The sequence below is a fragment of the uncultured Mucilaginibacter sp. genome, assembly GCF_903913935.1.
Lineage (GTDB): Bacteria > Bacteroidota > Bacteroidia > Sphingobacteriales > Sphingobacteriaceae > Mucilaginibacter.
Genome location: NZ_CAIWNH010000213.1, coordinates 1 through 12,344 on the forward strand (window position 1 = coordinate 1; position 12,344 = coordinate 12,344).

Here is a 12,344-nt window from a genome sequence, read left to right on the forward strand (position 1 = left end):
ATATAATGAACAGGAAATCAAAGACATACAACACAAAATCAATAGTAGACCAAGAAAAAAACTGCTATACAACAATCCCAAACATGTTTTTTACACTAACTTAGACAATATTGTTGCATTGGTGAGTTGAATCTACCCTTTTCCGACTTCCAGACTCATTTTTGTAAATCAATTTAAAAAGTTCTACCTTTCGCGTATCAATTAAATCTCAAAACATTAAGATGGCTCAAACCTCAACAGTTCAGGCGGCGGATGATTTCGATTCCACCCCTACCCGCTTGTTTTCATTGGATGCCCTTCGCGGCTTCGATATGTTCTGGATCATGGGGGCAGATGAAATAATGCACGCGCTCCGTGATTCTACCAAATCAACCTTCTGGACGGTGATCGGTAACCAATTTGAACACCCTGACTGGAATGGGTTTCACGCTTATGATATGATCTTCCCGCTCTTCCTGTTTATGGCAGGCGTTTCTACGCCGTTTTCGGTGGGCCGCGAACTGGAGAAAGGCAAAAGCCGCGAACAATTGATGCTAAGGGTTATTAAGCGGGCCTTTATTTTGGTGCTATTGGGGCTGCTGGTAAACAACGGGCTAAAAATTCAACCCATTGCGGATATCAGGTTCCCTAGTGTACTGGGGCGCATCGGTATTGCCTATATGTTTGCCAATATCATTTACCTGTACGCAAAAGAACTTTGGCAAATGATCTGGTTTTGGATATTTATAGTGGGTTATTACCTGCTGCTTAAATTTACAGCTGCGCCGGGTTTTCACCCGGGCGACCTTACCCCGCAGGGTAATTTTGCTTCGTATGTTGACCGCACCATATTGCCCGGCCACTTATATGTACCCTACCCCGGTACAAAAATAAATATGCACGATCCGGAAGGCTTGTTCTCTACTATCCCCGCTATCAGCACCGGTATTTTAGGTATATTAACAGGAACGCTGTTAAAAAGGAAGGATATATCGGCGAATTTAAAGGCGTTGCTGATGGCTCTTTTTGGTATCGTTTTTATATTCGTTTCACTGATCTGGAATTTAGACTTCCCGATCAACAAAAACCTGTGGTCAAGTTCCTTCGTGATGCTGGTCGGCGGGATCAGTTTAATATTGATGTCGGTTTTTTATTACGTGATTGATGTTTTGGGATATAAAAAATGGGCCTTCTTTTTTAAAGTCATCGGGATGAACTCTATTTTGATCTATATCTCGGGCCATTTTATCAAATGGAGCTATGCCAATAACGGGTTTTTCCAATGGCTCGGGCAACTGGTGGGAAACCCATATAACGCAGTAGTAATGGCGATAACTCTGGTGCTGATAAAATGGTTCTTTCTGCGTTACCTGTACCAAAAGAAAACGTTTTTGAGGGTTTAGACAGTAGGTTGACAATAAAAAAGGATAAGCCCGCCATGAACAACATGCCGGGCTTATTTTATTTTGTTAATATTTGACCAAGCCCTGCGGGCGAATAGTTGATAGATTTTAACGTCTTATTGTCAGCTGTACGGTACACTAAAAACAACCCGTCTATTTCTTTATGATATGAATCCGTATTGGCAGTGTTTTTGTAATGATCAATAGTAAGGTTAGCCTCTTCAACGGTTTTACAGGCCTTGCTCATATTGGAGCGGTGTACCTCGTCAAATAGTTCTTTAAATTTTTCGGCAAGGCCAAATTCTAAGATAGCCCCTGCAAGTACATATTGCAAATCGCATAAGGCATCAGCAACTTCTGTTAAATCGTTATCTTCTACTGCCTGCTGCAATTCTTTTAGTTCTTCAGCCAGCAGCGAAACTCTGAGCTCACATCGTTCTTTTGATGGGATGGCAGGGTTGGGTACTATAGGATGTTTGAAGGTATGATGGAATTCGGCTACCTGGTTTAATGCATTGGTGTCTTTTATCATAATCATTTTTTTGTCGGATAGCACAGCTATATCCCGGTTCGTTTGTCATTCTACTGCAAGTATAAATAAAAAATGAAGTGCAATTAAACCCAGGACGGTAAAATCTGTCTATTAAACAAACACCATAAAAAAAGTTAAAAAAAACAATTATGAAAAGTGCATATAAATATTTGTTATCAATTGGCTTAAGCGGGCTGATGTGCCTGTTTTTAGCAATGCCCGCCAGCGCCCAACACAACAGAGGTGGCGGCGGCGGTGGCGGCAATCACGGTGGCGGCGGCGGTTTTGCCCGCGGCGGCGGCGGCGGTAATCACGGTGGCGGCGGCGGTGCCCGCTTTAATGGCGGCGGTGGCGGCGGTGCCCGTTTCAATGGCGGTGGTGCTGCAGCACCCAGAGGTGGCTTTGGCGGCGGCCGGTCATTCCAGGCTCCTCAAAGGCCGGGCAATTTCCAACGTGGCTTTGCTCCTCAAGGTGGTAACAACGGTTTCAGAAGTAATAACTTTGCCGGCAGACCAGGCGTGAATGCAAGAGGCAATAATTTCGCCGGAAGACCCGGAGTAAACGCAAGAGGCTTTAACGGAAGACCCGGAGTAAACGCAAGGGGTTATAACGGAAATCGTTATGCTTATAATGGCGGGGTAAATGCCTACAGAGGCGGATATCGCGGTGCTTATGGTTACCGTGGTGCATACGGTTACCGTGGTGCATACGGCTACAGAGGTGGCTACGGATGGAGAGGCGGTTTTTACGGCCCTAGTTATTGGGGTGCCCGCGGATGGTGGGGTGGCCGTGGCGGTTACTGGTGGAACGGAGGCTTATACGCAAGCTTATATTGGCCACGTATTGGTTTCAGTGTAGGGGTTTTACCTTACGGGTATTATCCTTTCTATTGGGACAACCAGCCATACTATTACAGCAATGGATTTTATTACCAACAGAATAACAACCAATATACCGTAGTTGAGCCACCATTGGGTGCTGAAATTACACAGCTTCCGGCCGGTGCAAAAGAGATTACCATTGACGGACAGCAATATTATGAATTGAACGGTGTATATTATCAACCGGTTACCAAGGATGATGGTACTAACATTTATGTGATAGCAGGTAAAGATGGTAAGTTAGACACCGCCAACAGCGGAACTGATAACGGCGGTTATAATACCCCTGCTCCTGATAATGGCGGATATAACAGTGCGCCCCCTCAAGGCGGTGTAAACAATGTTCCGGAACCACAAAAAGGTGATGTCTATGAAACTTTGCCACAGGATACCCGTAGGATAAAGCTTAACGGCGAAACTTTCTTTGTGTCTCCTGATGATTATTACTACCAGGAAACGATTGACACCAGGGGTAATAAGGCCTATAAAGTAGTAGGTACACCATCTGACGAACCACAGGAAAATTAATTCAATAACTGCTGATATATTTTTAAAGGTGGCCTGTTTTTCCAGGGCCGCCTTTTTTATTAGCCGCTTATCCCCTATGTTTTTCAGCTTCGGCGCCAATATTTATAAAATGCAACGCTAAGAAATTACCTTTTCCTAATGAACAAAACTGAAAAGTGAATCTCCTTATACAGTTCGTTAATCATTGGGTTACTGATGTGCAGCCCAAAGTTTATGGCATTTCGCGGGCCTGATCCGAATGATATTTTTATCCTTGTAAAACAATTTCAGGTTTTATTTCTTTTATATAATTAAAACCTCGCAATTTCAATCATGCCGAAGCTGAAAATACCCCTCAGATATATATTGATCCTGTTTCTACTCGTATCATTTATGCCAAAGCCTGCAAAGGCTTACTCCGTATTAACCCATGAGGCGTTGATTGATGCCAGCTGGAAGAAAAGCATTTTGCCTTTATTGAAACAGAAGTTCCCGGCGGCAGCCGATAGCGACCTTGTCAAGGCCCATGCATATGCTTATGGTGGTGCGTTGATCGCCGACATGGGCTATTTCCCTTTTGGTAGTGTTTATTTTACCAACCTTGCACATTACGTACGCAGCGGCGACTTTGTTGAAAACCTTTTATCTGAATCGCAAAACCTCAATGAATATGCATTTGCGCTGGGTTCCTTATGCCACTATATGGCTGATAAATATGGACACTCACTGGCAACTAACCATGTTGTGCCTATTGTTTACCCCGAAATGAGAGAAAGATTTGGCCCCGTAGTAACTTATGATGAAGATCACACTTCGCATAGCCGGGTTGAAATAGCATTTGATGTACTTGAAACGGCGAGGGGTAATTATGCATCACAAAACTACCACGATTTTATTGGCTTTGAAGTTGCAAAACCCGTGCTGGAACGGGCGTTTTTAAAAACCTATGGGCAGGATATCAATGTTGTTTTTGGTAATCTTGATCTTGCTATATCAACTTTCCGCTGGTCTGTAAAAAGTTTATTGCCTACAGTAACACGCACGGCCTGGCTGTTAAAGAAAAACGATATAAAAAAATCGAACCCCAGCGCAAACGAAAAAAGTTTTCATTATCGGATGAAAAGGAAAGCCTATTATAAGGAGTTTGGTTCGTCAAGACAAAAGCCGAAATTTAAAGAACGCGTATTGGCGTTCATTATTCGGATTATGCCCAAAATAGGTCCTTTTAAGGCTTTGAGATTTAAACCTGTTGGCCCAGAGGGCGAAAAATTATTTATCCGCAGCTTTGATACGGTAATTACCCATTATGACGATATATTGAGCAAGTTGCATAACGGAACAGTAGATTTAAAAGACATGGATTATGATACCGGGAACCCCACCATGCCCGGAGAATATGGCCTGGCTGACAAGACATATGTTGAACTGCTTAATAAACTGAAGGAAAATAAATTTATTGAAATGACCCAACCCCTTCAGCAAAATTTACTCAATTTTTATAATAAAGCCGATACCGTACAATTGGCCCTTAAATACCCCGCAGATTGGAAGAAAACTTCGTTAGCATTACAGGAACTTAAGGCCGCTACACCGATTCAAATGGACAGTTTGAAAAATATTAAAGGCGTATATTATAAATTAAATGAACCAGCAGTGCAGCCTATAAATGTTAGCGACGGCAAAATAAAATCGAAACCCGTACCGGCATCCGAACAACCGAAAGTAAATTAGTGTTGGTTTAATTGTTAAACAATTTAGCAGGTTACCTATTTTAAATATTTATTATACCAGCCGATGTAACGTTTTAAACGATCTGCCTGGTAGCTCGGAACAGTAAACTCGTGGTATTGATTTGGATAAAGAATCAGTTCTGTAGGGATATTTTGTTGTTTCAATGCCATATACATCTGCTCACTCCCGGCAGTTGGCACATTAAAATCTTTCAACCCCGACATAAACAATACAGGTGTTTTAATCCTGTCGGCATGGAAGAATGGATAGGATAAACTAATCCATTTTTCCTGGCTTTTCCATGGTGGGCCAAGTTCATTATCATATTGCAATACATATTCATCGCTGCCATACATCGTGGTTTGCAAGGCACTCCCCGCTCCTGCTACCGCTGCTTTAAAACGCGTGTCGGTAGCAATGGTATAATCTGTTGAGATACTGCCATAACTCCAGCCGCCAATGCCTAAATGATCAGGATCGGCAACGCCTTCTTTAACCAGTTCGTCAACAGCGCCTAACAGATCAATAACCTCCTTGTGGCCCCAGTCGGCATATATAGCTTTACAATAATCAAGCCCCCTGCCATTGCTGCCCCGGTAATTTACTGCTGCAACTGCGTAACCTTCGCAGGCCAGGGTTTGGCGGATATCATCAAAAGTATAATCGTCCTGTGCTACCGGGCCACCATGGATATAAAGTATAAAGGGAAGTTTTTTTGACTTTGTACTATCCAAAGTGTAAAGTAAACCTGATACTTTCGTTCCATCCTTGCTTGTCGAGCTAAAACCTTCAACATGGGCCAGTTTAATGTTATTTAACCAATCCTGGTGATGGGTAAGCCTTTTTAATTTGCCGCCTTCAATGGCATAAAGTTCAGTTGGCAGGTAAGGTGTACTCATTTCAACCACCCAATTTGTTGCATTAACCGGATTTTCTGTGGCAATGCCATAATCGCCACTGTTGAGTGTGCTTATTTTTTTATTAACAAGGCTATACTGTGCAAGGTAAGTTTTACGGTCGTCAGTTACCGTAAAAGCAATCGTATTACCATCTTTGCTCCAGGCGGGGGTTGCTACCGGGCGGTCCATTTCAAGTGTTAGCGTTTTACCGTTTTTACCGTCGGCGTCCATCATACAAAGCATATCCTGGTCATACATAATATAATCTGCATCACTTGTAGAACGCAGGTAAGCAATCAACTTGCCATCAGGACTCCATTTGGGGTTAATATCGTGCCCTTTCCAGCTTGTTAGCTGCGTGAGCTGCCCTTTTGTTTTGGCTTCAATAGTAAATATATCCGAATTATCGTTCTTTTCCGGGTCGGCGGTGCGATTGCTGACAAAAGCGATCAGTTTACCATCCGGCGACCATTCCGGCATTTGCTCATCAGTATTTCCTTTAGTGAGGGTATCCAGCTTCTTTGTATCCAAATCAAAAAGATACAAATGAGTATGCAGGTGATGCAGGTACCCTTCCATATCCTGTTTAAAATGGTAGCTATCGATACGGATTGGCAAAGGTGTTTTTTCATCATCTTTGTCCTTATCCTTATCCTTATCTTCTGCATCCTTGATGACCAAAACTAGTTTTTTTGCATCAGGCGACCATTCATAGCCATTCAGATCGCCCTTAACGCCGGTCAGTTTGGTGGCTTCACCGCCGCGCCGGTCCATCAGCCAGAGTTGTGAACCATTTTTTGATTCCCGCTCAGAAAGGAATGAAATATACTTACCATCAGGACTCCATTGTGGTGATGTAGCTGATTCGGAACCATAGGTCAACTGGATGGATTCATTACCTGTTAAACTTTGCATCCACAGGTGGGTTATGCTTTTATCTTTTGCGGTATCTACTTCTGATAAACTATAAACCACCCATTTGTTATCAGGTGATACCCTCGATTCGCTAAGGGTCTTTTCCTTTAAAACATCTGCAGGGCTAAATGGCTTTTTAATTTGCTGCGAAAAACCATAAAGTGTAGCTGAACAAATAAGGATGATGGCTAAAAGTTTCTTCATAAATCAATAATTGATGGTGTAATTTACAAATAGTAATCAAAATTACCAGCGGGTTATAACATCTCCATTAAAGGATAAAACAAAAAATCATCAAACCATATCAATTAATGTATGGTTTGATGATTTGAAATTGATTCAGGTGAATTAATACCCAGGGTTTTGTTTTAGATTTGGATTGGCATTAATATCCTGCAATGGTATCGGGAATACAAGTTTATCTGAGTTAAAGGGTAGCGTTCCGATGGTTTGGCCCAGCCTTTTTGCATCATGGAAAAAGAAACCGCCTTCAAAAGCAAGCTCCCTTACCCGTTCAGTCAGCACATCATTAAGAGTAACTGTGGCAGGTGTGGTTAAACCGGCCCGGCTCCTGATTACTTTTATGTCGTTAGCCGGTGTATCCCCTGTGGGTGCGCCGCTTTTACGTAAATTGGCTTCGGCCCTGATGAGGTATAACTCTGCCAGGCGGATAATGTGGACGTTGCCAACCACGTTATCAAATTTATGGCATCTTAGCGTTGAGGTAGGATCTGTAGGGTCATCGTACTGAAACATCCCTGCCCGGTCGTCTCCACTCTCAAAATTATTCAGAAAGCTCGGAACGACGTGCACATCACCACGTCCCCCGTCATTTGAAGAAGCGAAGTAGGTGTTTAATCCATTTACACCCTGTTGGGAAGTTACCTGTATGGCAAACACATCTTCGGAAGTATTATCTACGTGTACTGCCGTTTGATTTGGGTAAGGAAACTCGGCAGCATAGGTTTTGTTTAACGAAAAATTGCCTGAACTGATAACCTTATTTGCCTCGGTAGCTGCGTTTGCATAGTCGCCCTTTTGCAAATATAAACGCGCCAATATCGCGGCCGCTGAAAAACTGTTTGCAGAATAATTATTATCAGCCGGTAGTTTTGCTTCCGCAGTAGTAAGATCAGTAATGGCCTGCTGGTAAACCTGCGAAACCGATGCCCGTGCCACATAGGAAGAGGCGCTTATTACCGTGGTAGGGGTTGTTACGATGGGCACGCCGGGGTTAACCGCCGGGTCGCCATCATTCCATGTTTTGCCAAAAATCCGGGCCAGATCAAAATAGGTCAACCCACGTAAAAATTTAGCCTCTCCTTCCACTCTGTCTTTATCGCCGGCAGCTACTTTATCCAGGTTGGCTATTACATTATTGGCCTGGTTTATTACCTGGTAGGCATCCAGCCACAGGCTGTTTACAAAACCGTTATCATTTGGTATTTGCTGGTTGGTCATTTGGGTTAATCCCTGGAAAGTGCCATGCCAGTCAATAGTGGTTTGTGTGGCCATTAAGTCAGGGTAAAAGAATACGCCGCCACCGTACAGGTCTGATAATCCCGCACGGTTATAAGCGCCCACAAGCGTAATTTGTACGTCCTGCGCGGTATGTATCGCCTGGCTCTGGTCAAGTTGCTGGTAGGGTTTAAGATTCAGATCTTTGTTGCAGGCACTAAATACCAATAGCGTGCCTAAAACCCCTATATATAATTTGTTAAGTTTTTTCATCGTTTTAGTTTTAAAGTCCAACATTCAATCCAAAAGTAACCGTACGTGGTTGCGGCACCGAATAAAAATCATTACCAAGATTAATATTGCTGGCTAAAAAGTCAGTATTTACTTCCGGATCCCAACCGGTATATTTTGTAATTAAAAACAGGTTATAAGCATTCACAAATATCCGGAGACGGTCTACTTTGATCTTCGCCAGCATATCCTTTGGGAAAGTGTAACCTAAAGTCAATGTTTTTAACCTGACATAGGAGCCGCTCGACAAATACCTGCTTGATGGGTTGGTGCCATTGGCGTAAAATTCCCGCGGTTCAGGTACATTGGTAATGTCGCCCGGCTTGTTCCAGTATTTCAGCTGGTCAATCGTTTGGTTATCCAGGCCATTGCCTGCTGCGGTGCTCATGTATTGGCCGGCGGCATTGTATATTTTATTGCCAAATGAACCATAAATAGTAAATGACAGATCAACCCCCTGGTAGGAGAATGTATTGGTAATGCCTCCTGTAATATTGGGCGTTGGATTACCCAATACGACATTTTGAGCAGCGTTATAGTCGTTCGTGGTCCCCTTGTTCAGCGAGCCATCGCCGTTTTTGGTGTTCAAATAATACACCGCATCACCGTTTGCCGGGTTAACCCCTGCATATTCGCGTCCGTAAAACACGCCGATCTGCTGTCCTTCAATAACGCGGTTCAGGTCGGCGCCGTCGTTTATTATCTGGCCCCTTACATTGGTTACCACGTTTTTATTATAGGATATATTGAAATTGGTGTTCCATTTGAATTTACCTACTAAATTATCTGAGCTTAACGATAGTTCGTATCCCTGGTTATACATAGTGCCCAGGTTTTGGGTTTGCGTGGCGATACCTAATGTTTCAGGCACATTTACATTCAGTAGCAAATCACGGGTATTCTTGCGGTAATAGTCAAATGTTCCTGAAAAGCGGTTGTTAAAAAACCCGAAGTCGAAACCTAAATCAAGTTGCAGTGTCTTTTCCCATCGTAAATTAGGATTGGCCAATTGCGAAAAACGCTGGCCGCCAGTGCCGTTATAGCCGGCATCCCCCGTAAATAAACCAAGAGAAGGATAATCGCCAATTTCGGCATTTCCTGTTAAGCCATAGCTGGCCCTCAGCTTAAGTTCGCTAAGTGAGCGGCTATCTTTCAAAAAGTCTTCCTGGCTCAATATCCATCCCACAGATCCGGCCGGGAAAGTTCCGTACCGGTTATTTGCACCAAACCTTGATGATGCATCCGTGCGCACGCTTCCCGATAATAAGTACTTGCCTTTGTAAGCATAGTTAGCCCTCGTAAAATAGGATACAAAGCTATATTCCGACTGTGACGAAGAACCCGCGGATATTAATGCTGCGGAAGCTATTTCTTTATAAGCATCCGAAGGGAAATTTTTACCGGATACCGAGTTAGCCATCAAATGGCTGTATTCATAACTTGTACCGGCCGTTAGCTCCAACGAATGATCTTTTGCGAATACATTTTTATACGTAAAGTAGTTATTTACGGTATAATGGATAATACTTGTAGTTTGGTCGTTGCCCAACCCATTAGGGGTGCCTGTATCCCTTGCAGTAAGGCTGTTAGCGTAGCTGTCTTCTGTTTGGTTGGTTTGATCCATGCCAAATTCTGAACGGAAAGTAAAATGATTAACGATATCCCAGTTTGCATAAATATTGCCGAGCGTACGATTAACGTTGGTATGATAGTAGGCATTGTTAACGCTTATCAGCGGGTCATAATACAAAGGAAAATCGCCGTTAGGATCTCCGGGAGGCGTACCGCTTACTAAATTTGTACGCGGATCAATTACCGGTGTAATTGGCGATAAGGCCACAATTTCCAACGGTGTATTAAACTGATCGTCGTTGCTAACGCGCTGGTTATAGGTATGCGTAAAGTCCAGCTTCATTCCCACATCAAAGTTGCTGAAGATCTTTGAATCGATATTCACCCTGCCTGAATACCGCTGAAAAGCATTTGCCTTGATGATACCGGTTTGGTTGAGGGCCTGTCCGCCAAAATAATAAGTGGTTTTATCATTCCCGCCCGAAAAATTCAGGTCGTATTGCTGCTGGGGCGCGCTCTGAAAAGCTTGCTTTTCCCAGTCGGTATTGTATTTGTTCCATTTGGTATTTCCCGCAGCCAGTGTTGTAAAGGTGCTGTTCAAACTTTCGTTGGCCAACGCCTCCGCCAGCGTACTGGCATAACCGTTTAATACATCCTGGTTAGCGGCACCAAGTACGGAGCGCTGCTCAATCTGCAGCCATTGCTGTGAGTTTAAAAACTGCCGGTGGTGCGATGGCTCGCTAAACCCGAACTGTGCATTAAATCCAATTTTGGCTGTTCCGGCCTTGCCTTTTTTGGTGGTGATGATGATTACTCCATTTGAAGCGCGGGCGCCATATATTGCTGACGCAGATGCGTCTTTCAAAACTTCGTACGATTCAATATCGTTAAAATCAATATCAGCAAGCGGGTTTGTAGCAGCGCCATTGCTGGATAGATCTGTTTGGTTAATTATAATGCCATCAACCACAACAAGCGGCTGGGTACCGGCAGATACAGAGGCAACACCCCTGATGCTGATTTTAACGCCCTGACCAAGTTTGCCACCGTCTGCCTGGATGTTTACGCCGGAAGTTTTACCTTGTAAAGCCTGCTCGAAGGTGGTTACAGGAGTATTCTCTACCTCTTTACCGGATATTGACGTAATAGCGCCAGTTACATTGGCCCGTTTTTGCGTTCCGTAACCCACTACTAGCACTTCTGTTAATTGTCTGGGATCGGATTCAAGTTGCACATTCAATGTTGTCCCTGAAACAGAAAGATCAGCTTCTTTATACCCGATGTACCTGAATATAAGTGTGCGGGTATCTTTTGGTAGGGACAAAGAGTACAAACCATTTAAATCTGATTGCGTACCTACAGAAGGTGAGCCTTTTACGATCACGCTTACCCCGGGCAAGGGTGATCCGTCTTTTTGATCTGTTACTTTGCCACTGATCACCCTGTTTTGAGCATAAACAAAGGAAAAAGATGAAAGTAAAAGAAAAAAGGAAAGTAAATTTTTCTTCATAAGCTATACATGTTAAGTGTTATGGGGTTTGTAATTTCCCAATAAAAATCTAAAAATACAACGAGATGATTAAAATTATTTACTTTCTATTAAAGAAATTGTACAATAAATGACAAAATGATACAAATATGACTATTGCAACATAGTTGTTAATTTTTCAAACGAAACTTAAGTACAGGGAAAAGCAGTTAGAAAGCTGCTAATTGCCAGCTAAAGCATGATAACTGAACTGCAAGGATCAAAAAGAAAAGAGTTAAAAAACGCCCGGCAACGTTGCCCCCTATTTTACGCGTTTATTGGAAAATTTCAGGCGATTGATCAAAGTATATACATGGCATCCGGCACAAAAGCCTGCAAAACTTTCTAGTGACGCAAAAATGATCATCGTACCGGCGATAACTTTTGATAGCAAGATGAAATTTGATAAGAAGCTGATCAAGACCAGGAATAAAAAAGCAACACCCATAAATGAGGCAAATCTTTTAGGCGCACGGTCGACGGGTTTGGGTGTCAGGCTTAATTGCTTAACCACTGCCCCGCTGATAATAGCAAGAGGGCTATAAGCATTTAAATTAAACGCCCTGAGCAGAAAATCAGCCAGCAACAAGCCAATTGATACGGGATTACCATTAATTACATAAAATAACACAAACACCACCACAAAAA

The 12,344-nt window shown here is 43.0% G+C and carries 8 protein-coding genes; 3 read left to right on the plus strand and 5 right to left on the minus strand.

Translation table 11 applies throughout. The features are described from left to right. The first annotated feature begins 221 nt into the window (after positions 1-221). On the plus strand, positions 222-1,382 hold the full coding sequence (locus tag QZY09_RS08010; RefSeq protein WP_295670731.1) for a DUF5009 domain-containing protein: 1,161 nt from the start codon (positions 222-224) through the stop codon (positions 1,380-1,382). A 58-nt stretch (positions 1,383-1,440) separates the two neighbouring features. On the opposite strand, the gene QZY09_RS08015 is transcribed toward QZY09_RS08010, so the two are convergent. Next, a complete protein-coding gene (locus QZY09_RS08015; protein ID WP_295670734.1) occupies positions 1,441-1,914 on the minus strand; it encodes a nucleoside triphosphate pyrophosphohydrolase family protein in 474 nt (157 codons plus the stop codon). Positions 1,915-2,063: 149 nt separating this feature from the next. Between QZY09_RS08015 and QZY09_RS08020 the strand changes: the two genes are divergently transcribed. Beyond that, positions 2,064-3,323 (plus strand): DUF6515 family protein, encoded by a 1,260-nt coding sequence (locus tag QZY09_RS08020; RefSeq protein ID WP_295670736.1) that lies wholly within the window; start codon positions 2,064-2,066, stop codon positions 3,321-3,323. Positions 3,324-3,635: 312 nt separating this feature from the next. Continuing rightward, a complete protein-coding gene (locus tag QZY09_RS08025; RefSeq protein ID WP_295670739.1) occupies positions 3,636-5,033 on the plus strand; it encodes a zinc dependent phospholipase C family protein in 1,398 nt (465 codons plus the stop codon). 35 nt (positions 5,034-5,068) lie between these two features. Here QZY09_RS08025 and QZY09_RS08030 read toward each other — a convergent pair whose 3' ends face one another. From QZY09_RS08030 to QZY09_RS08045, 4 genes are all read right to left on the minus strand, one after another. After that, positions 5,069-7,051, minus strand: coding sequence for a S9 family peptidase (locus QZY09_RS08030; RefSeq protein ID WP_295670741.1), 1,983 nt, complete (start codon positions 7,049-7,051; stop codon positions 5,069-5,071). Between the two features lie 144 nt (positions 7,052-7,195). Next, complete coding sequence (locus QZY09_RS08035) at positions 7,196-8,578, minus strand: RagB/SusD family nutrient uptake outer membrane protein (RefSeq protein WP_295670743.1); 1,383 nt, start codon at positions 8,576-8,578, stop codon at positions 7,196-7,198. Between the two features lie 10 nt (positions 8,579-8,588). Next, entirely contained in the window at positions 8,589-11,678 is a 3,090-nt protein-coding gene (locus tag QZY09_RS08040) for a TonB-dependent receptor (RefSeq protein ID WP_295670746.1), read from the minus strand. A gap of 280 nt (positions 11,679-11,958) precedes the next feature. Then, a partial coding sequence (locus QZY09_RS08045) for a DUF4395 domain-containing protein (RefSeq protein ID WP_295670750.1) occupies positions 11,959-12,344 on the minus strand: 386 nt, incomplete at its 5' end.

Excerpts from the sequence above, each read along its gene's own strand:
- QZY09_RS08030 (WP_295670741.1), bottom strand. The coding sequence starts at position 7,051 with ATGAAGAAACTTTTAGCCATCATCCTTATTTGTTCAGCTACACTTTAT.
- QZY09_RS08015 (WP_295670734.1), bottom strand. The coding sequence starts at position 1,914 with ATGATAAAAGACACCAATGCATTAAACCAGGTAGCCGAATTCCATCAT.
- QZY09_RS08025 (WP_295670739.1), top strand. The coding sequence starts at position 3,636 with ATGCCGAAGCTGAAAATACCCCTCAGATATATATTGATCCTGTTTCTA.
- QZY09_RS08010 (WP_295670731.1), top strand. The coding sequence starts at position 222 with ATGGCTCAAACCTCAACAGTTCAGGCGGCGGATGATTTCGATTCCACC.
- QZY09_RS08040 (WP_295670746.1), bottom strand. The coding sequence starts at position 11,678 with ATGAAGAAAAATTTACTTTCCTTTTTTCTTTTACTTTCATCTTTTTCC.
- QZY09_RS08035 (WP_295670743.1), bottom strand. The coding sequence starts at position 8,578 with ATGAAAAAACTTAACAAATTATATATAGGGGTTTTAGGCACGCTATTG.
- QZY09_RS08020 (WP_295670736.1), top strand. The coding sequence starts at position 2,064 with ATGAAAAGTGCATATAAATATTTGTTATCAATTGGCTTAAGCGGGCTG.